The following is a 21854-nucleotide window of genomic DNA, read 5'->3' on the forward strand; positions in this document are numbered from 1 at the left end:
CACGCTCTTAGAAACTAAAATGTCTGTAACGGTTTTAGAAAAATTTTTGCCAGAAAATGCTCTTTCTTATCTCAAAGTTTGGTTTGGGAGTTATCCTTGTCATCTTAAGATTACCAAAAACAGAAACAGCAAACTAGGAGATTACCGAAAATTGCCCGATAAATCTCACCAGATTACAGTAAATGGAACCCTAGAACCGCAATTGTTTTTCTTTGTGCTTACACATGAGTTGGCGCACCTGATTGCTTTTGAAAAATATGGCAGAAGAATCTCTCCTCACGGAGCAGAGTGGAAGCAAACTTTTAGAGAGATGCTACTAGAAAGCATTACAGTTTATGCAGAAGATTTGCGCCCCATAATTCAGAAATTTTCAAAATCTCCGAAAGCTAATTTTATGGCTTCGCCAGATTTGGTAAAGTATTTCCATGTGCCAGAAGAAGATGAGTTGCTCTACCTAGAAAGCCTTATGGTAGGGGATGTTTTTGTCCTTAAAAATAAAGTTTTCGTAATAGAAGAAACAACAAAAAAGCGCTATCTTTGCCGTAATTTAAAATCAGGGCTTAGGTATAAGGTAAATACATTAGCTCGGGTAAAAAAAATGAATAATCATTATGAAAAAAAATAACTACTGCGTAATTATGGCGGGAGGTATTGGCAGCAGATTTTGGCCGATGTCTACTCAGAAATTTCCGAAGCAGTTTCAAGATATTTTAGGAACGGGAAGAACCATGATTCAGCAAACTTTTGACCGAATTAAGCAAATTGTTCCCACTGAAAACATATACGTTATTACCAATCAAGAGTACGTAGAACTGTCACATCATCAGTTGCCAGAGATTCCCCTAGAAAATATTGTTGGCGAGCCTGTAATGAAAAATACAGCAGCCTGTAATATCTATATGGTTAATAAAATTGCAGATAGAGACCCACAAGCAAATGTGATTGTTTTACCGGCTGATCATCTTATTTTAAAAGAAAATACTTTTTTAGAAAAGGTTGAATTGGCTTTTGATATAGCAAGCAAGCATGATTATCTTATCACACTAGGAATTACACCAACTCGTCCTGATACAGGGTATGGTTACATACAGTTCATGGAGAAAAAAGAGGATGATTTTTTCAAAGTAAAAACCTTTACCGAAAAGCCTAGTTTAGAAATTGCCAAAGCTTTTTTAGAAAGTGGAGATTTTCTTTGGAATGCAGGAATTTTTGTATGGAATGTAAAATCTATTCACAAGGCTTTCCAAGAGTTTTTACCAGAAATGACACATGAATTTGACACATGTGAATATAATAATGATAAAGAGTCTGTTTGTATAGAAACTATTTATCCAAAAGTAGAAAAAATCTCTATAGACAATGGAATTTTAGAAAAAGCGAAAAACGTATACGTAATACCAGCTGATTTAGGGTGGAGTGATTTAGGAACTTGGACTTCTGTATACGAAAACGCAGAAAAAGATGAGAACAATAATGCGGTAAAATCTAAGCATGTTCTTACCTATAATTCTAAAGGAAACATCATAAGACTTAGAAATAACAATAAAGCAGCTATTATTGACGGTTTAGAGAACTATATTGTGGTAGATACTGAGAAAGCTCTTCTGATTTGCCCAATTAGTAATGACCAGTTGATTAAAGACTACGTTTTAGATTTGAAAAACTTTAAAAAAGGAGAAAAATTCATGTAATTTTATTCTTTAACCCGATAAAAACTAAAAGAGAAACTTATACTAAAGTTTCTCTTTTTTCGTCTATCATAATCAGTTCAAAACCGAAAGTTTCGTCTACACTTTTTACAGTTTTAATCTCCTGAGTTAGTGCCAACAGTTGGTCTACAAAAAAACTGGTCTCAAAAAACTGGCGGTGAATAGTAGGTAATAATTGCATAAAATAATCACGCCCCACTTTATTATTATGCAAATCCATTTTGCGCTGCAGAGGTTCATTAGGAAATAAATCTTCGTGCATGAGCGTAATTTTTTCAGTCCAAATAAGCGCTTTTTTTGGGGAAGAAACCTTGCAACAATACATCATGATTAAACTGTTCCAAAGCGCATGTCTAAAGGCATTTCCTGCGCCTTGCAAACCATGGGTGTGCGGAAATAACTTTTCCGAAATTTTGTACGTTTTATAGGTTGCAAAAAAAGTGAGAACAGAAAAAATAGGATGACTAAACCCAGTGAAAAATAATTTCAAAAGGCTTTTTAGACTTAAGCTTTTCAAGACATTAAAAACAAGTTTAGGCGTCATTCTAACAAGTTATTCTAAAATTAGTAAGTGTTTTTTTGAAAATGTTTCAAACAAAAATCGTAAAACAATTAAGTTTTACGATTTAAAATTATTTCAGTGAATAAATATTCTATTTATTCATCAATAGTTTCACTGTTTTAGAAACCGTTTCTTTAATTTCAGTTCTTTTTACAATAAAATCTACAAATCCTTTTTCCTGAATAAATTCAGACGTTTGGAAACCTTCTGGTAAATCTCTACCAATGGTTTCTCTAATTACTCTAGGACCTGCAAAACCAATTAATGCGCCAGGTTCTGCCATGATTACATCTGCAGTCATTGCAAAAGATGCGGTAATTCCACCAAAAGTAGGGTCGCATAAATAAGCAATGTAAGGCAATTTTTTATCAGAAAGTTGAGCCAACTTAGACTGTACTTTTGCTAATTGCATAAGAGAGTAAGCCGCTTCTTGCATTCTAGCACCACCAGATTGGCAGATAATCATGTAAGGAAGTTGATGTTCTATACAATAATCTATAGCTCTTCTGATTTTTTCGCCCATAACAGAGCCTAATGAACCCCCGATAAACGCAAAATCCATACAAGAAATCACCATGTCTACACCATTTACATTTCCTCTTGCATTTCTGATGGAATCTTTAAGTTTTGTTTTAGATTTTACTTCTTTTAATCGGTCTGTATATGCTTTTGTATCTTTAAATTTAAGCATATCTACACTTTCTACATCAGGATGTAATTCTGTGAATTTCCCTTCGTCAAAAAGTATATCGTAGAACTCTTCGCTTCCTATTCTTACGTGGAAACCGTCTTCTGGAGAAACGTAATTATTTCTCTTAAGCTCGTCATGTTCTACAATCTTACCAGAAGGAGTTTGATGCCAAAGACCTTTTGGAACGTCTTTTTTCTCTTCGGTTCCTGTGGTAATATTTTTTTTCTTTCTTTTAAACCAATCAAAAGCCATAGTTATCTAATTTAAGGTTAAAATTGAGGTTTCGAATTTAGTGAAATCTTTGATTTTAGCCTAATGTATTTACGTTATTTAAATCTTCGAAGGCTTTTACTAATCTAGTAACGAAAGTTTCTTCCCCTTTTCTAATCCAAACTCTTGGATCATAGAATTTTTTGTTTGGTTTTTCTTCACCTTCAGGATTACCAATTTGAGTTCTTAAATACTCGATGTTAGAAGTCATGTAATCTCTAATTCCCTCTGTGTAAGCAAACTGAAGGTCTGTATCGATATTCATTTTGATAACTCCATAAGAAATCGCTTCTCTAATTTCTTCTAATGTAGAACCAGAACCACCATGGAATACGAAGTTTACAGGTTTTTCAGAAGTTCCGAATTTTTCTTGTACATATTTTTGAGAATTGTCTAAGATTTTCGGAGTTAATTTCACGTTTCCTGGTTTGTAAACACCGTGAACGTTACCAAAAGCTGCTGCAATTGTAAATTCTGGAGAAATTGCTTTTAATCTTTCATAAGCATATGCTACTTCATCTGGCTGAGTGTATAATTTAGAAGAATCTACATCAGAGTTATCTACACCATCTTCTTCGCCACCAGTTACTCCTAATTCTATTTCTAGAGTCATGCCCATTTTAGCCATTCTTTCGAAATATTTAGTAGAAATATCTAAATTTTCTTCAATTGGTTCTTCTGATAAATCTAGCATATGAGAAGAGAATAATGACTTACCATATGCTTTGAAGTGTTCTTCGCTGGCATCTAATAATCCATCAATCCAAGGAAGTAATTTTTTAGCACAGTGGTCTGTGTGAAGAATTACGGTAGCTCCATAAGCTTCTGCAAGGGTATGAATATGTTTAGCTCCTGCAACTCCACCTAGGATTGCAGATTTTTGATTTTCAGTAGTAAGACCTTTTCCTGCGTTAAATGCAGCTCCTCCGTTTGAAAACTGAATAATTACTGGAGCATTTAATTTAACTGCTGTTTCCATAGTAGCGTTTATGTTACTAGAACCCACTACGTTTACTGCAGGAAGTGCGTAATTATTTTCTTTTGCGTGTGCAAAAATTTCTGATACTAATGAACCTGTGGCAACACCTGCCGGAAATTTTCTGCTCATTTTCTTTTGTTTTATTATTGATTGTTAAGTATAAATTTCGAGATGTAAATTTAGTGAATTTTATGCTATTAATACTAATTTCTTTTGTCTTTACCCCAAAGGAGTTTTTGTCTTAAAGTTTTGAAAAAACTCAAGTCTTTTGGGTGCATTAAGATCAGTTGGAAGTCTGCTTTTTTTACCGTAATCACATCATCATTTTTCATATGATAGAGTCTAGAGTCTAGAGAAAGAGAATATTGTGGCACTCTGCTTTCTACTTTTAATGTAATTTCTATGTCATCTCTTAAAACAATAGGTCTTACGTTGAGATTATGTGGTGCGATAGGCGTAAGCGAAAGGATTCCGTTTCCTGGCGAAATGATAGGGCCACCACAGCTCAGTGAATATGCTGTAGAACCAGTAGGTGTAGAAATAATTAGACCATCTCCCCAATAATAGGTAAGAAACTGCTCATTAATATGCGTTTCTATAGTAATCATAGAAGTGGTTTCATTTCTAGAGATAGTAAGGTCATTTAGTGCATAAGGAAAATCAATAGGAGTGCCAGAAGAAGTCACTTTCAGAACGCTTCTCTTGCTCAAATTCATTTCTTTGGTGATGATTTCGTCTATGTGACTGAAGATTTCTTCTTTAGAAAAACTTGCCAAAAATCCTAATCTACCTGTGTTTACACCAATGATGGGAATTTCTAATTCCTTGATAAAGTTAAGGGCATTTAAAATGGTTCCGTCTCCCCCGAAACTGAAGAAAAAATCTATTTTTTGTTGTTTTACATCTTCATAGTTAGAAAAAGTGGAAAACTCTTTTGAAAATTCTAAATCTTTGAAGAGCTGTTCATATATAATGGCCTTTACACCTCTTTTGTTAAGTTCTGATATAAACTTACTTAAGTATAGAAATGTATCTAAGTCTTTTTTCTGTGAATAAATTGCAGCTTTCAAAATAAATCTTTTTAGAAACTCAAAAATACATTAAAATTCTAAATATTTTTGAAAATATTGATATCGGTCTTTGATGAGGTCTTCTTTTTCGTCGTTATAAAATTTATGAACTACGTGATATCCAAATCGGTCGAATGTTTCGTCTATTGAGCTTAGATTGTCATGGTTAATTTTCATGGTAACCTGTATTAGGTCTTCATTTACATGACTAATGAATGCTCCGTAAAATTTAGAGTTATTGCTCTCTACAATTTTGGCAATTTCGGTCATTGAAAACGATTTTAGGTTGTTTTCTACTGTTAAAACCGCTCCGTTTTCAGAAAACAAAGGATATTTCGATAGTTCATTAAAAACATCATCGTAAGCAATGTATCCTAGATATTCTTCGTTTTTATTGATAATAGGAATAATATTAGCATTAAAAGTATAGAATAATTTTACAGTATCTAATACGGTTCCGCCTTCTAAAATAGCAAATCGCTCTATATGAATAAGGAGTTCTTCTAAATTTTTATCAGGATTTTCTTCCAAAAATTCTTTGCAGATTCCTCCCAAAAAAAGGTTGTTTTTTTGTACAAATACATGGGTGAAACCAAATTCCGCTGCTATTTCTAGTGCTTCTTCTGCTGATGAATTGGCTTCAAAAGCGGGAAAATCTTTGGATATATATTCAGAAATTAACATGTTGCAAAGGTAATTAATTCTTATCAATCAGCTAAATGACGGAAATCATGAAATTTTTTCAAACAATTTTAAATTTTATTGAAAAAAAATTTTATCTTTGTCACCTTTCATTTTTACTTTTTATTAGATTTATTTCAAACTGCATTGCTTCTTAAGGAGTTATGCAGTTTTTTTATGCTAAAACATCAGCTTTTTTTCTTTCGTAGAAAAATTAATCCTCCCAGAATAATTGCACCACCTATTCCTTGTAAAAAAGTAAAACTTTCTCCGTCTATAATCCCCCAAGTTACCGCAACAATTGGCATTAATAAGGTAACGGTAGAAGCAAACAGCGGATTTGAAACGCTCATTAATCTATATTGCAACATCATGGCAAGTCCGGTTCCGAAGATGGATAAAGTAGCCACAAAGCCTAGTCCTATCATGTTTTCTCTTGTAAAAGAAAACTCGTGGAAGAAATTTGAGAAATATAAAGCCAATAAAGACGGCAAAAATAAAACATAGAAAAAAACAAAAGATGATAACAGCTTTGCGGGAATATAAGTAAGTTTAGCGCCTACGGTTGTGGTGCTTACGGCATACAAGAAAGCAGCGAAAAGCAATAGCGCTATATAAAATAAGTGCTCTATGTTATTATCATGCCCAGAACTCATCAATAAGACTACCCCGAAAAAACTGATGACAATTCCTAAAATTTGTCGAGTAGTAGTTTTAGTTTTCCAAAATGCAGCGCCTACGATAATCACAAAAAGCGGCATCGTAGAATTGATAATTCCGGCAATACTGCTGCTGACTTTGGTTTCCGCAATTGGGAATAAGAACATAGGAATAAAATTTCCACATAGTGCTGCAATAATCAGCCATTTTAGATGTGATTTAGGAAATTTTTTGATGTTCAATAAAGCAATCGGCGAGAGTAAAACCCCAGAAATAAGAACCCTAAGCGCTCCTACTTGATAAGGGTTAAAATGTTCTAGCGATTTTTTTATCAAGATAAACGAAGAGCCCCAAATCAGAGAGAGCAATACTAATAAAATCCATTTTTCTTTTTCAGGGTTCATACTTTTTTGATTTTTTTGGGCGCCAATTTCCTCGTTCCGCTCTCGCTTTTTTAAAATTGATGAATTTTAAAAAGAGCTCCGCTCAACTCGGGGCGCAATTTCTTTATTATTTTACGTTCTCGTTTGAGAAACTTTGTTTTAAAATTTTGAGAAACTCCTTTTTAGAAATTTCTGTAGCACCTAAAGAAGCTAAATGCTCAGTATAAACCTGGCAATCAATCAGCTGATAAAGATTTATATATTTTTCTACAAAATAAATAAAACCCGCTTTACTCGCATTGCTCACTTTGGCAAACATGCTTTCTCCGCAGAAGATGTGTCCTAAATCTACTCCATAAAAACCACCTACTAATTCATCATTTTCCCAAACCTCTATGCTTTTGGCTTTTCCATAGCGGTGAAGAGTGCTGTAAGATTTTATCATTTCATCTGTAATCCAAGTACCGTCTTGACCCTTTCTTTCAGCTGCTTGGCAGTTTTTCATCACTTCTTCGAAATATTTATTTTCAGTAAAAGTAAATTTCCCTTCTCGCAGAATTTTCTTCATGGATTTAGAAATTTTCAAATCTCTCGGAAATAATACGAATCTAGGATCGGGACACCACCATAAAATTTCGTCTTCGGGATTAAACCAAGGGAAAATCCCGTTCTGATAAGCAAACCAGATTCTTTCTGGAGATAAGTCTCCGCCCATTGCCAGTAATCCTCCTTCAAAATCATATAAAGCAGGGTCTGGAAAAGAAACTTCATCTGAATCTAGTAGAAACATATCTTTTTAAAAACGAAATCCTACTTATAAAGCAGGATTTCAAATGTATAAAATTTCTATTATTTTAGAAAGGTAAATCGTCATCTCCTTCGTCTGCGAAAGGATTTTCATTTGTAGTAGCTGGAGTAGCCACTGCAGATGGAGCAGCATAAGTAGGTTGAGCACCGTTATCTGCTACTTTTTCTAATCTCCAAGCGGTAATAGAATTGAAATATTTTACTTCACCTTGTGGGTTAGTCCACTCTCTACCTCTTATATTGATTCCTAATTTTACAGTTTCGCCTTCAGAAACATTATCTAATAAATTAATTTTATCTGATAAAAATTCTATTGAAATAGGCTGAGGATATTGTTCCTGAGTCAATAAAACCATTTCTCTTTTTTGAAAACCGCTTGCAAAAGTCTGGGTATCAAATATTTTCTTAACCGTTCCTTGTAATTCCATATCTATTAATCTTAAAGTTGTAAAAGTAATAAAAAGAGAAACAAAAATCTAATTTCTAAGTTTTTTTTTCAAAAAATTAAATTTTTCAAAAAAAAGTTGTGAAGATTAGGAAAAAGTTTCTATATTTGCACTCACAAAAAACGAACAAAGTTCTTTAAATACTAGCGGATGTGGTGTAATTGGTAGCCACGCCAGACTTAGGATCTGGTGCCGTGAGGCGTGGGGGTTCGAGTCCCTTCATCCGCACACGAAATAGAAATGCGAAAATAGCTCAGCTGGTAGAGCACAACCTTGCCAAGGTTGGGGTCGCGGGTTCGAATCCCGTTTTTCGCTCTCCATTTTGCCCTGGTGGTGGAACTGGTAGACACGCAGGACTTAAAATCCTGTGTCCGCAAGGACGTACGGGTTCAAGTCCCGTCTGGGGTACATTAAGAAGCCTTCTCAAAAGAGAAGGCTTTTTTGTTTTATAATATTTTCAAAAAAATTATTTTTTCTTAAAGGAATATAGGTAAGGTGCTTTATTTGCAGAGCCACTAAAAAGTTTTTCGTGTCTGTCTAATATGTTTAAACTGAGCATCTTACGCTGAAAATTGTTTCTTCTAAATGTTTCTCCTAAAATGGCTTCGTAAAGATTTTGTAAATCTTTCATCGTAAATTTCTCTGGCAGTAGGTTGCTTCCTACTATGTCATAGTCTAAGGTTTTTCTAAGATGTTCTAAGCCTTTTTCAATGATTTCTTTATGGTCAAAAGCCATATCTGGTAAATCATGTACATCAAACCAAGCGCATGTTTCATTAAAAGCATCTGGGAAAGTGTGTGAAAGTGTGTAATCTATTAGAGCATAATAGCCTATGGTAACGAATCGTTTATTGATCCAGTGGTCTTTACTAATTTCTATTCCTTTATTGGCTAATAATTGACGGTGAGGGTTGTTTTTTTCAGTTCTGTCTATTGCTCCGAATGCATAGAATTGTTGTAAATACACGTCTTCCAAATGGGTTCTTTCGTATAAAATTCTATGTGCAGCATCATCTAGGTGCTCATCTTCGAAAATAAAACCACCAGGAATTGCCCAGAGATTTAGTTCGTGATATTTTAGTAATAAAATTTTTAAAGATTTGTCGTGGAAGCCAAAGATGGCACAGTCTACAGATAATTGATTAATAAAGTTTTTGGTATTAATCAATTCTTGAAGGGTCATCTTATTTTTGGAGTCATCAAGTTTCATGATCGTTTTTTTATTTAATTCGAATGTTCTTTAATAGAAAAGAATGAAGAAATAACTAAAATCAAAATTAAGGGAATTGAAGCAAATAACAAGTAATAATGTTCTAAATTTTTTTGAAAAATATATGCAGTACTTATAGAACCTATAGAACCCCCTAAAGAAGTAAATAAAATGATGAAAGAAACCATTCTGCTTATTTTTTTTTCGGGGTACTTTGCTAGAAATTTAGAATTTAGCATAGGGTAAAGTGGCGCCATAAAAAACCCGATGAAAGGAAAGATGAACATCAATATTTTTGCTCCTATGTCATTTTCCTGACTAATGAAATATGCAGAAATAATTAAAATAATCCCTGAAACTAAACTAGCGAAGAAAATTTTCATGGGACTAAATTTATGTATGAACTTAGTCGTGACGATTCTTCCTAAAAATGAAAAAAAAGCTAAAAATGCAGAAGATTGTAATGCAAAAAAAGAAGAGGAGTTAAGAGATTTTTTATAAAAAGTAGGAAGCCAAGAGTTAAATATTTGTTCTGCAAAAATGATTAAAGATATTAGGAATAAAAAAAGTAAAGCATTTCTATCCGTCAATATTCTGAAATCTATTTTTGAAGACTTTACATCTGCTGGTTTATCGTTATTATGTCTTCTATGATGCTTGATGAATTGTACAGCACTCCACAAAGAAATGATGCCCACTAGCCAGAACCCAAATCTCCAAAATTCTTGATAATCACTGCTTAGAATAAGTGCAAACTCCATGTTCACAATGAAAATCCCGAGCATAAAAGCAGCTTCGGTTCGGCTCATGGTGATAGAAAATTCTTTTTCAGTATCTGTAGTGTTTTTGATTATACTAAAAACACAGATTTTGCCAATAGAAAACGAAATCCCGATAAGAACGAACCAAATTTTTAAAAACCAGAATTCAGTTAAAAATGGTATACTAAAACTACATACAGCGCAAATAAGCAGTGCAAAACCCAGTGAGAGGTAATAACTTTTCTTCTTGATATAATCTACCAAAAAAATAGAAACTAAAGCTACGGGAATATCTTTGAAAAACTCTAAGATACCTAGTCCTGTGTAGGTATGCTGTGCGTTTTGAGAGAGCTGCAGTATGATAATGCTCATAGAATTAAGCAGCATAGAAAAGACCATAAAACTTAACATTAAGTTAACATTAAGTGTTTTATTTTTCTTGTTTATTAACATAATGTTAAAACTTGACTCCTTTTTTAGTTAAAATTTTTTTGAAAAAATAAGAGTTTTTTCTCCTAAAATGGGTTTTATACCTCCTCAAAAGTACCTCAAATAAACGAAAAATTAAAATTATCTAGAAAAATTTTTTTTCTTAACTAAATTCATTTAAATTTATTGTCTCAAAATGAGATAAAAAAATGTATTATGAACATGAATATTAAAAAAGGGTTAGGGCTGATTGCGGTTCTTTATTTTACCTCAAGTTTTCAGGCTCAAATTAAAAGTGATTCTTCAGCGATTAAAGAGAAGAAAATTGATGAGGTAGTTCTAATTGGTTATGGTTCTGTAAAAAAGAAAAATGCCACGAGTGCAATTGAAAATATCAAGGCAGATGTTTTTGAAGACAGACCGATTTACAACGTTACACAAGCCTTGCAAGGGACTGCAGCGGGCGTGAGTGTAGTACAAAACTCTGGTAAACCAGGACAAGCTTTAAACATTAAAATTAGAGGGAATAACTCAATTTCTTCTGGTGTAGATCCTCTTTATGTAGTAGATGGAATCCAGACCAAAGATATCAGTGGGATTAACCCAGATGACATCGTAGATATTACAGTTCTTAAAGATGCAACCTCTACTGCAATCTATGGTATTAATGGTTCTGCTGGTGTTGTAATTGTTACTACTAAAAGAGGTAAAACAAATAAATCTCAACTTAACTTTAATGCATATTGGGGATTCTCTAAAATTTCTAATAATGTAGATGTACTTAATATTGACCAATATAAAGCATTAATGGCAGATATTAATGCAAATGGAGGAAATGATTATTTGCCAACGATTAATAATCCTAGATATGCAGGAATTAGTACAGATTGGGAAAAAGAAGTTTTCAAAACAGGTTTTGACCAAAACTATAATGTAAATTATTCTTTTGGTAATGAAGCTATAAAAGGGTATTCGGCTTTAGGATATCAAGGAATTGATGGTACAGTTGCTCCTTCTAGATTTGATAGAGTTTCTGCAAAAATTAATCTAGATGCAAAAGTAACGAACTGGTTAAAAGTAAATACTACTTTAAACTATTTTAATACCGATTTTAAAAATACCAACGATAATGCAGCGGGTGCTAGAGCAGGAGTTATCTTGAGTACTCTTACTACTCCTACATTTATGCCAGCTTACGCTAACCAGCTTAAAGTAAGAGACATAGATGGTTCTGGGAACTATATAGATGGTTATAAAGATGGTCAGTTTGCAATGAACCCATTCACTGCTGGTTGGGAAAACCCAGTGGCGTTCCAATACAGAGGGTATGATGATACTAATACTCAAAGATTTTTATCAAATATTGGTTTAGAGGTTAACATTCTTAAAAATTTAGTGTATAAACCAAGCGTTTCATTAGATTACATAGATGTAGAAAACGAAACGTTCATCGATCCTTTCAAATCTGTTTATGGTAGACAAGAAAAGGGTACAGGAAGTAGAACGAATAGTAAATTCAAAGATTTCAATGTTGAAAATACTTTAACTTATACTTTTAAAACAGGGGCTCATGATATTAACCTTATTGGAGGTCACCAAATGCACGAGCGTAACAATCAAGTGCAATATTATTGGGGTAATCAATTCCCTTCAGATGTAACTACATTTGAATTTGAAAAATCTCAAAACGGTAATAAAGTATACAGAGAAGAAACCCTAAGAGAATTATCTTTCTTCGGAAGAATGGTCTATACTTATGATAATAAATATACCTTAATGGGAGTATTCCGTCAAAACGGAAGTTCTGCTCTAGCTCCAGGGAAAAAATGGGGATTCTTCCCAGGTGTTTCTGGTTCTTGGTTAGTGTCTAACGAAGATTTCTTAAAAGATAACAACTCTATTTCTGAGCTTAAATTAAGAGGAGGTTGGGGTAAAACAGGTAACGCATCTGGTATTCCTTTCTATTCTTCATACAATTTAGAGAGATTAAATCAAGATGGAGGTAGCTGGTCTACTTATCAATGGGGAACAGACACAGGTTGGGAAGTTACAACAGATACCAACTTTGGTTTAGATCTAGGATTTATGAACAATAGAATTAAATTCTCTGCAGATTTCTATAAAAGAATCACTGATGATTTAATTATGCCAATTGAAATGGGTAGTACTATTGGTAACATCCTAAGAAACGTAGGTTCTATGGAAAATAAAGGGATGGAATTCACCCTTAATACTACCAATATTAAGAATGAAAACTTTACTTGGAATACTAATTTCAACATTTCATTCAATAAGAATAAAATTAATGAGTTAAAATATATGCCTACCATTAATAAAGTATTTATTGAAGGTATGGATAATTTAGTGAGATTCGCTGCAGGGCAACCAGTAGGTTCTTTCTATGGTTACCAAATGCAAGGAGTAGATCCACAAACAGGAGATATTGTATATAATGACCTTAATGGTAATGGAAACTTTGATACAGGTGACCGTACATTCATAGGAAATCCAAATCCTGATTATACATTTGGGTTCAGTAATAACTTTACTTACAAAAACTGGTATTTAGACACGTTAATTACTGGTTCTGTAGGAAATGATATCTACAATGCTTCTAGATTTGAATTAGAATTAATGAATGACTTCAAAAATCAATCTACAGCAGTACTTGATAGATGGACCACAGTAGGACAAGTGACAAATGTACCAAGAGCAAACTCTCTTTCTGCTATGGTAATTTCTGATAGATTCGTAGAAGATGGATCTTATGTGAAATTAAAAAGCATTACTCTAGGATATAATTTCAAAAATCCATTTAAAGGAGTAAGTAAATTAAATGTATACGCTACAGGACAAAACTTATATACCATTACAGATTACACAGGCTTTGATCCAGAAGTAAATGCTTTCGCTAGTTCTAATGGAATCTTAGGTATTGACTATGGTACATATCCACAAGTGAGAACAATTGTATTAGGACTAAAAGCTAATTTTTAATCATTATTAATATAAAATATTATGAAACTTAATAAAACCATAAATTATATAATTTTAGGCGCAGGTCTGTCTTTTGGAGCGGTTTCTTGTTCAGATTATTTAGATACTGAACCAATTACAGACAAACCGATAGAGTTAAGCGATACTCCTTATAAAACTGCTGCTGATGCAGAGGATTTAATGAATACTATCTATAATGATTTAGGGAATGAATATTGGCAGCTAGATTACTTCTTTAATGGGGATGCACAAACTGATATTGCTTATCAAGGTGGTGATAACCCTCAAAATGCACAACAGTCAGAATACAGAATTCTTGCTACCAATAGTAATGTAAGCAGAGACTGGAACTACATCTACGGGCGTATTAACAACTGTAATAAAGTAATCAACTATGTAGATAAAATTCCGGATACATCTCTTTCTACACAAAGAAGAAAAGAAATGATAGCAGAAGCTTCAGTAATGAGAGCCCTTTATTATTTCCATGCTGTACAACTTTGGGGAGATGTGCCATTAGTTACACAAGCTGTAATTGGAGTAACTGCTGAAAATTTTGAAGAAGTATATTCACAAGTATACCCAGCAAGAAAGTCAGCGAGTGAAGTATACTCACTTATCATTTCAGACCTAGAAGGTGCTTTGCCTAATGTACCTGCAAGTTCTAATAAATATAGAGCTTCTAAAGGTGCTGCACTATCACTTTTAGCACAGGTTTATGCTACTAAACCAAGCCCTGATTTTGCTAAAGTAGTATCTTACACAGATCAATTAATGACCCAAGGTTATAGTTTATTACCAGATTATGATCATTTATTTGACACTACACACGAAGCAAACGCAGAATCTATTTTCGAAATCAATGGAAATGGAAGCAGTGTTTGGTGGTGGGGAACTTTTATGTTCATCGGTACAGACTGGAAAAAATTCAATACACCATCTAATGATTTAATTAAATCTTTTGATGCTCAAGGAGATGCAATCAGAAAAGCTTCTACTGTTAAGTTTGAACCAGTTGGTTGGTCTGATAAATATTGGAGCAGCTCTAGCTATCCATTTGCATGGAAACAAAGAGAGCAAAGTGGTAATCAAAATGTGTATATTTTCAGATACGCAGATTTACTTCTTCTAAGAGCAGAAGCTAAAGTTAGACTAGGTGATTATACAGGAGCCGCAGCTTTAGTAAACCAAGTAAGAGCGAGAGTAAACTTAGCACCTATCACAATTACTGGAGAAACTGATGGTATAAACAAAATACTAGAAGAAAGAAAGTTAGAATTAGCATTCGAAGGACAACGTTGGTTTGACCTTAAGAGAACAGGAAAAGCTATTGAAATTATTAAAAATAGAAAAGATGCTAGCGGAAACCCTCTAGGTTATGCTGCTAACATTACAGAACAAAAATTACTTTGGCCTATTCCTCAATCTCAGATTGATAATAATCCTAATTTAACTCAAAACGCTGGTTATTAATCTTATATCAAATTAGAATTTATATAACCTCATTCTAAAAAAATTGCTGCGCATATTATCGTGCAGCAGTTTTTTTGAATATCAAAAATAAATGTTATGGTTCTAAAAAAAATTATCCCCGCCTTAGTTTTAGGCTCTATAGCTTCTCTTATCTCATGTAATTCTTTTACAAAAATAGAAGCTCCACAAACAATAGAATATTGGCAAACTAATGCTGATGAAACTTTAAAACTTCAAAAACAAAACAATCTTGTTTTTGACAATCCCCAAAATAATTTCCAAAACATTCTCATCAATCCTTCAGAAAAATTCCAAACTGTAGATGGTTTTGGCTACACCCTTACCGGAGGAAGCGTAGAGGTAATCAATCAATTATCTCCAGCGAAGAAAAAAGAACTTCTTCAAGATATTTTCGGAAAATCAGAACAATCCATAGGCGTAAGTTATCTTAGATTAAGCATTGGCGCATCAGATCTTAACAGTTCTGTCTTTTCTTATGATGATGTTCCCGCAGGTCAAACAGACGAAGACCTGAGCGAATTCAGCTTAGCAAAAGACCAGTTTGTGATTGATATGTTAAAAGAAATTTTAGCGATTAATCCAGATATTAAAATTATTGGCGCGCCTTGGTCACCACCTGTTTGGATGAAGGATAACGGAAATAGCATAGGAGGAAGCCTGAAAACAGAATACTATCAAGTTTATGCAGAATATTTCGTGAAATATATTCAGGAAATGAAGAAAAATGGAATCACCATTGATGCCATTACTCCTCAAAACGAACCACTACATCCTGGGAATAACCCAAGTATGTATATGACTGCAGAACAACAAAGAGATTTCATAAAAAACAATTTAGGTCCAGCTTTTAGAGCAGCAAATATTGCTACAAAAATAGTATTATACGACCATAATTGTGATAAACCAGAATATCCTATTACGATTCTCCAAGACCCAGAAGCTGCACAATATGTAGACGGATCAGCATTTCACCTTTATGCAGGAGATGTTTCAGCTCTTGGCACAGTAAAAAATGCATTCCCTAATAAAAATCTCTATTTCACAGAACAGTGGACGGGTTCTACAGGAACTTTTGCAGGAGATTTTATCTGGCATACCAAAAATGTAATCATAGGAACCATGAGAAATTGGAGCAAAATTGCATTAGAATGGAACTTAGCAAATGATGCACAATTCCAACCATTTACTCCTGGTGGATGTACCCAATGTAAAGGAGCAATCACTATCAATTCTTCTGAATCTTACACTAAAAATGTAGCGTATTACATCATTGCTCACGCTTCTAAATTTGTACCTCAAAATTCACAGAGGATAGGTTCTACACAAGTAGGAAATTTAAGTACATTAGCATTTAAAACACCAGAAGGCAAAATAGCTTTAATCGTTTTAAATGAAGGAGCAGAAGTTGAAAATTTTAATATTAACTTTGATGGTAAATCTGTAGCAGCATCATTGCCATCTAATTCAGTGGCTACCTACACTTTTTAAATATAAAATTTATGAAAAAAATATTTCTTTCAATGGTTTTAGTAGGACTGGGAATTACCGTCTCTGCTCAGAAATCAATTGACCAAAAAGTTACAGAGCTGATGGCGAAAATGACTTTGGAAGAAAAAATAGGACAGCTTAATCAGTATAATGATGATATTACAGCAACCGGTCCTATTACGAAAGATGCAGACAAAGCTGGTCAAGTTCGTGCAGGGAAACTAGGCTCTATTTTAAATGCTGTAGGCACTAAAAACACTAAAAACTGGCAAGACCAAGCCATGCAATCTCGTCTTAAAATTCCTTTGCTTTTTGGGCAAGATGTTATTCATGGTTTTAGAACTACTTTTCCTATTCCATTAGGCGAAACCGCTACATGGGATATGAATTTAATTGAAAAATCTGCTAGAATTGCAGCTACTGAAGCTTCTGCCTATGGAATTCATTGGACTTTTGCACCAATGGTAGATATAGGAAGAGATCCAAGATGGGGACGTGTAATGGAAGGAGCTGGTGAAGACACCTATTTAGGAACATTAGTAGGAAAAGCCAGAGTAAAAGGTTTCCAAGGAAATGGATTAGGAAATAAAGATGCAGTAATGGCTTGTGCTAAACATTTTGCAGCTTATGGAGCTGCTGTTGGCGGAAGAGATTACAATTCTGTAGATATGAGCCTTAGACAGTTGCACGAAACGTATTTGCCACCTTTCAAAGCGGTGTCTGATATTGGAGTAGCTACTTTTATGAATTCTTTTAATGATATCAACGGAATTCCTGCAACTGGAAATAAATACATCCAAAGAGACTTATTAAAAGGCGCTTGGAATTTTCAAGGTTTTGTAGTTTCTGACTGGGGAAGCATTGGCGAAATGATTCCTCACGGTTTTGCTAAAGACAATAAAGAAGCTGCTCTGAAAGCAATTTTGGCAGGTAGTGATATGGATATGGAAAGCCGTTCTTATACTAATCATTTAGCAGAATTGGTAAAAGAAGGAAAAGTAGATATTCAATTAATAGATGATGCGGTTCGCAGAATTCTAACTAAAAAATATGAGCTTGGGCTTTTTGATGACCCTTATCGTTTCATCAATGAAAAGAGAGAAAAAGAACAAGCCAATAATCCAGAACATAGAAAATTCGCAAGAGAAATTGGTGCAAAAAGTATTGTTTTACTAAAAAATGAAAATCAATTATTACCACTTTCTCCTACCACTAAAAAAGTGGCAATTATTGGTCCATTTGCGAAAGCTACAGTAGAAAATCACGGTTTTTGGTCTATTGCTTTTCCAGATGATAGCCAAAGAATTGTAACTCAGTTTGATGGAATTAAAGCTCAATTGGATAAAAATTCAGAATTGCTTTATGCGAAAGGCTGTAACGCAAATGATAATGATAAATCTATGTTTTCAGAAGCGGTAGAAATTGCCAAGAAAGCAGATGTAGTGATTATGACTTTAGGCGAAGGTCATGCAATGAGCGGCGAAGCAAAAAGTAGAAGTAATATCCATTTTTCAGGAGTTCAGGAAGATTTATTAAAAGAAATTGCCAAAACAGGAAAACCAATTATATTAATGATTAATGCCGGTCGTCCTTTGGTTTTTGATTGGGCTTCAGAAAACATTCCTACCATTGTTTACACATGGTGGTTAGGTACAGAAGCAGGAAACTCTATTGCAGATGTACTTTTCGGGAAAATAAACCCTGGCGGTAAATTACCGATGACTTTCCCTAGAACTGAAGGTCAAATTCCTATCTATTACAATCATTACAATACAGGAAGGCCTGCTAAAAATAATACAGACAGAAACTATGTTTCGGCGTATATTGACTTAGATAATGACCCAGCTTATCCATTCGGATTTGGCTTGAGTTACACTACATTTCAATATTCTGATGTAAACGTAAGTGCTACTCAACTGAAAGGTAATCAAACTTTTACGGCTTCAGTTACTCTTACCAATTCAGGAAATTATGACGGAGAAGAAGTAGTACAATTGTACATCAGAGATTTAGTAGGAAAAGTAGTTCGTCCTGTAAAAGAACTGAAAGGTTTTCAAAAAATATTCCTTAAAAAAGGAGAAAGCAAAACCATTTCTTTTAACATTACACCAGAAGATTTAAAATTCTATGATGATGAACTCAATTTCGATTGGGAATCAGGAGAATTTGATATCATGATAGGAACCAATTCTGCTCAGGTACAAACCAAAAGAGTAAATTGGGAGAAATAACATCCTTAAAAAATTAACCTTATAAGAAATAAATCTTAAAGGAATAAAAATGAAAAAATCAATCAGCGTATTCTTATTATTGACCATTCAATTATTGATGGCAAATGTTTCATTACCCTATATTTTCTCGGACAATATGGTGTTGCAGAGAAATTCTAAAATTCCAGTTTGGGGTTTTGCATCACCTCATGAAAAAGTGTCGGTAAGTTTTAAAAATCAAACCAAATCCACTGTTGCAGACCAAAATGGCAATTGGAAAGTAGATTTAGACCAAGAAAAAGAAGGTGGCCCTTTTACCCTAACAATTAAAGGAAATAATGAAATTGTTTTCAAGAATGTTTTGGTAGGAGATGTTTGGTTATGTGGCGGACAAAGCAATATGGAGTGGGCTCTTTCGTCTTCTGAAGGCTATAAAGAGGAATTAAACCAAAAAGAGTTCCCGCTCATTAGACATATTAAAATTGAGAGAAAAATAAATTCTTTACCTCAAAACAACGTTGCAAAAACAGAATGGAATGTTGCGAATGCTTCCACTATAGGAGATTTTTCTGCAGTAGCCTATTTTTTTGCTAAAAAAATGTATCACGAGAGACAAGTTCCTATCGGAATTATTAATTCTTCTTGGGGCGGAACCGTGATCGAAGCATGGATTCCTAAAAACGCATTCGAGCAATCTCCTTATTTCAAAGAAATGATTGCTAATATGCCACAAATAGACATAGAAAGTCTACAGCAGAAAAATTTTGATGCTAAAACCGCAGTGATTGAGAAAAAATTAAATGCTAAAATTGCAGATTTTAATCAAGAACAATTCTTGAGTGCAGATTATAACGCTTCTGCTTTAAAAGATTTATATGTTCCAAAAGCTTGGGAACAACAAGGTTTCGAAGGTTTAGACGGAGTCGCTTGGATTAGAAAAACAATCGTTCTTTCAGACGAAGACCTTTCAGGAAATGCAGTACTGTATTTAGGAAAAATTGATGACGAAGACCTTACTTATTTTAATGGAAAATTAGTGGGACAAATGAAACAATGGTCAGATGATAGAATTTATACCATTCCGAAAGAAATTTTAAAAAAAGGAGAGAATATCATTGCAGTAAAGGTTAATGACACTGGTGGTGGCGGTGGTTTGTGGAGTAATGATGATGAGGTGAAATTAGTCACTGCTCAAAAAAGTATTCCATTAGCAGGAAATTGGAAATTTGCTGTAGAAAAAATTTATGCAGCCATCAATCAAAATGAATTTCCTTCTTTGATTTACAATGCCATGATTCACCCGATTGAGGATTTCAAAATCTCGGGAATGCTCTGGTACCAAGGAGAATCAAATGCAGAGAGAGCTTATGAATATAACCAAAGTTTCCCATTGTTGATTAACAGTTGGAGACAGAGATTTGGAGAAAACTTACCTTTTTATTTCGTTCAATTAGCTACTTTTAATACTAAAGGCGATAGCAATGAAGGTTGCGATTGGTGTGAGGTGAGAGATGCTCAACTGAATACTACCAAAATGAAAAACACAGGAATGGTAGTAACTACAGATGTTGGAAATCCGAATGATATTCACCCAAGAAATAAAAAAACAGTAGGAGAAAGATTGGCTAATTTAGCCTTGAATAATGGACTTAAAAGCCCAATTTATCAAAAATCAACGGTAAAAGGAAATAAAATTACCATCAGTTTTAATACAAAAGAAAAATTAGTTTCTAAAAATAATGAAATCTTAAAAGGTTTTGAAATTGCAGGAAATGACCAAAAATTCTATCCAGCAAAAGCAGAAATTAAGAAAAATAAAATTGTAGTTACATGCGAAAAGGTAAGCAATCCCGTTGCTGTAAGATATGGCTGGAAAGGAGATGATTCAGAAATTAATCTTTTCACCGAAAAAGGACTGCCTATAGCGCCTTTTAGAACAGATTCTTTCAAGACTTCTACTGAAAACAAGAAATATCAGTTCGAGTTAAAATAATTTTAATCAAGAATTAAAATATGAAAACAAAAAACATTTCTACCATTGTGTTTATACTTTTTGCATCGTTTTTATTCTCACAAACCATCGATGTAATGAGTTTTAACATCAGATTAGCAAGCGTAGATGATGGCGAAAACCATTGGAACATTAGAAAAGATAAAGTAAAAGACCTTATTTCTTATTACGAAGCAGATTTCGTGGGCTTACAAGAAGCACAGAAGCCTCAGATTGATTATTTATTAGATAACATTTCGGCCTATAGTTTTTTAGGAAAACCCCGAACGGATGAAGCCGATGCGGAATATTCTTGCATTTTTTATCTGAAAAATAAGTATAAAGTTCTGGAACAAAATACGTTTTGGCTTTCAGAAAACCCCGAGAAATCAGGTAAATCATGGGATGCAGCATATCCTAGAATCGTTACGTATGCTCTTTTCGAAAATATAAAAACCAAAAAGAAAGTTTGGGTACTGAATACGCATTTTGACCATGTAGGTGTAATTGCAAGACAGAAATCTGCGGAAATCATTCTAGAAAAAATTAAAGCATTACAGAAGAAAAGAAATGTTCCCGTAGTTCTTACGGGTGATTTTAATTCCTTAGAAAGTTATTCATGGATGAAACCACTTTTTGAAAACTTACAAGAAGCCAGAAGCAATAGCATCACAAAACCTTACGCCGAAAAAGCAACTTGGAATGGTTTTAAATTCAATGAAAAACTTACCGAACAAATAGATTTTATTTTTACTTCAAAAACCAATACGAAAGTTATAAAATACAGAACAATCACAGACTTCTATGACCATAAATATCCGTCTGATCATTTTCCTATTGTAGCAAAAATACAATTGAAATAATCTAAAAAAATATAAAAAAGCCTTCTCAAAACGAGAAGGCTTTTTTGTTTTACAACATTTTGAAAATTCTTTTTTTTAAAAAAATAAATCAACAAGCAGCTCCCCTTTTTAATGAGTATACTTTTAAATTTTCAATATAAAAAATAGTAAATGC

General features: G+C 33.6%; 18 protein-coding genes and 3 tRNA genes. 11 read left to right on the forward strand and 10 right to left on the reverse strand.

All coding sequences use genetic code 11. The features are described 5' to 3' along the window. Positions 1–19 precede the first annotated feature (19 nt). Entirely contained in the window at positions 20–625 is a 606-nt protein-coding gene (locus N7277_RS03390; RefSeq protein ID WP_274780345.1) for a SprT-like domain-containing protein, read from the forward strand. Continuing rightward, on the forward strand, positions 612–1691 hold the full coding sequence (locus tag N7277_RS03395; RefSeq protein ID WP_274780346.1) for a mannose-1-phosphate guanylyltransferase: 1080 nt from the start codon (positions 612–614) through the stop codon (positions 1689–1691). The genes N7277_RS03390 and N7277_RS03395 overlap by 14 nt, the downstream gene beginning before the upstream one ends. A gap of 37 nt (positions 1692–1728) precedes the next feature. Here N7277_RS03395 and N7277_RS03400 read toward each other — a convergent pair whose 3' ends face one another. The 8 genes from N7277_RS03400 to N7277_RS03435 form a co-directional block, all read right to left on the reverse strand. Next, positions 1729–2253, reverse strand: coding sequence for a DUF6973 domain-containing protein (locus tag N7277_RS03400; protein WP_274780347.1), 525 nt, complete (start codon positions 2251–2253; stop codon positions 1729–1731). 109 nt (positions 2254–2362) lie between these two features. Beyond that, on the reverse strand, positions 2363–3214 hold the full coding sequence (gene accD / locus N7277_RS03405) for an acetyl-CoA carboxylase, carboxyltransferase subunit beta (RefSeq protein WP_274780348.1): 852 nt from the start codon (positions 3212–3214) through the stop codon (positions 2363–2365). A 55-nt stretch (positions 3215–3269) separates the two neighbouring features. Beyond that, positions 3270–4340: a class II fructose-bisphosphate aldolase gene (gene fbaA / locus N7277_RS03410; RefSeq protein ID WP_274780349.1), complete on the reverse strand. Its 1071-nt coding sequence runs from the start codon at positions 4338–4340 to the stop codon at positions 3270–3272. Positions 4341–4414: 74 nt separating this feature from the next. Further along, on the reverse strand, positions 4415–5281 hold the full coding sequence (locus N7277_RS03415) for an NAD kinase (protein ID WP_274780350.1): 867 nt from the start codon (positions 5279–5281) through the stop codon (positions 4415–4417). A gap of 30 nt (positions 5282–5311) precedes the next feature. Next, positions 5312–5965, reverse strand: a complete 654-nt coding sequence (locus N7277_RS03420; protein ID WP_274780351.1) for a CBS domain-containing protein — start codon at positions 5963–5965, stop codon at positions 5312–5314. Positions 5966–6150: 185 nt separating this feature from the next. After that, entirely contained in the window at positions 6151–7026 is an 876-nt protein-coding gene (locus N7277_RS03425; RefSeq protein ID WP_274780352.1) for a DMT family transporter, read from the reverse strand. Positions 7027–7132: 106 nt separating this feature from the next. Beyond that, positions 7133–7795 (reverse strand): leucyl/phenylalanyl-tRNA--protein transferase, encoded by a 663-nt coding sequence (aat, locus tag N7277_RS03430; protein ID WP_274780353.1) that lies wholly within the window; start codon positions 7793–7795, stop codon positions 7133–7135. A gap of 64 nt (positions 7796–7859) precedes the next feature. Further along, entirely contained in the window at positions 7860–8240 is a 381-nt protein-coding gene (locus tag N7277_RS03435; protein WP_213197088.1) for a DUF3127 domain-containing protein, read from the reverse strand. Between the two features lie 164 nt (positions 8241–8404). Between N7277_RS03435 and N7277_RS03440 the strand changes: the two genes are divergently transcribed. The 3 genes from N7277_RS03440 to N7277_RS03450 all read left to right on the forward strand — a co-directional run bounded on the left by N7277_RS03440 (position 8405) and on the right by N7277_RS03450 (position 8666). Next, a tRNA-Leu gene (locus N7277_RS03440) sits at positions 8405–8486 on the forward strand. Between the two features lie 14 nt (positions 8487–8500). Further along, positions 8501–8573 (forward strand) — tRNA-Gly (locus N7277_RS03445). A 9-nt stretch (positions 8574–8582) separates the two neighbouring features. Continuing rightward, positions 8583–8666 (forward strand) — tRNA-Leu (locus N7277_RS03450). A gap of 58 nt (positions 8667–8724) precedes the next feature. Here N7277_RS03450 and N7277_RS03455 read toward each other — a convergent pair. Together N7277_RS03455 and N7277_RS03460 are read right to left on the reverse strand one after the other, a co-directional pair. Further along, positions 8725–9468 carry an NUDIX hydrolase gene (locus tag N7277_RS03455; protein WP_274780354.1) on the reverse strand — a complete coding sequence of 248 codons (744 nt, stop codon included), beginning with the start codon at positions 9466–9468 and terminating at the stop codon, positions 8725–8727. A gap of 14 nt (positions 9469–9482) precedes the next feature. Continuing rightward, entirely contained in the window at positions 9483–10601 is a 1119-nt protein-coding gene (locus tag N7277_RS03460) for an MFS transporter (protein ID WP_446715121.1), read from the reverse strand. A 273-nt stretch (positions 10602–10874) separates the two neighbouring features. Between N7277_RS03460 and N7277_RS03465 the strand changes: the two genes are divergently transcribed. The 6 genes from N7277_RS03465 to N7277_RS03490 all read left to right on the forward strand — a co-directional run bounded on the left by N7277_RS03465 (position 10875) and on the right by N7277_RS03490 (position 21700). Next, positions 10875–13655 (forward strand): SusC/RagA family TonB-linked outer membrane protein, encoded by a 2781-nt coding sequence (locus N7277_RS03465; RefSeq protein WP_274780355.1) that lies wholly within the window; start codon positions 10875–10877, stop codon positions 13653–13655. Positions 13656–13676: 21 nt separating this feature from the next. Continuing rightward, entirely contained in the window at positions 13677–15128 is a 1452-nt protein-coding gene (locus N7277_RS03470) for a RagB/SusD family nutrient uptake outer membrane protein (protein WP_274780356.1), read from the forward strand. 96 nt (positions 15129–15224) lie between these two features. Next, positions 15225–16637 carry a glycoside hydrolase family 30 protein gene (locus N7277_RS03475; protein WP_274780357.1) on the forward strand — a complete coding sequence of 471 codons (1413 nt, stop codon included), beginning with the start codon at positions 15225–15227 and terminating at the stop codon, positions 16635–16637. An 11-nt stretch (positions 16638–16648) separates the two neighbouring features. Next, complete coding sequence (gene bglX / locus N7277_RS03480; RefSeq protein WP_274780358.1) at positions 16649–18868, forward strand: beta-glucosidase BglX; 2220 nt, start codon at positions 16649–16651, stop codon at positions 18866–18868. Between the two features lie 49 nt (positions 18869–18917). Continuing rightward, positions 18918–20840 (forward strand): sialate O-acetylesterase, encoded by a 1923-nt coding sequence (locus N7277_RS03485; protein WP_274780359.1) that lies wholly within the window; start codon positions 18918–18920, stop codon positions 20838–20840. Between the two features lie 20 nt (positions 20841–20860). Continuing rightward, positions 20861–21700 (forward strand): endonuclease/exonuclease/phosphatase family protein, encoded by an 840-nt coding sequence (locus N7277_RS03490; protein ID WP_274780360.1) that lies wholly within the window; start codon positions 20861–20863, stop codon positions 21698–21700. Positions 21701–21854 lie beyond the last annotated feature (154 nt).

This window comes from Cloacibacterium sp. TD35, assembly GCF_028864635.1.
Taxonomy (GTDB): domain Bacteria; phylum Bacteroidota; class Bacteroidia; order Flavobacteriales; family Weeksellaceae; genus Cloacibacterium.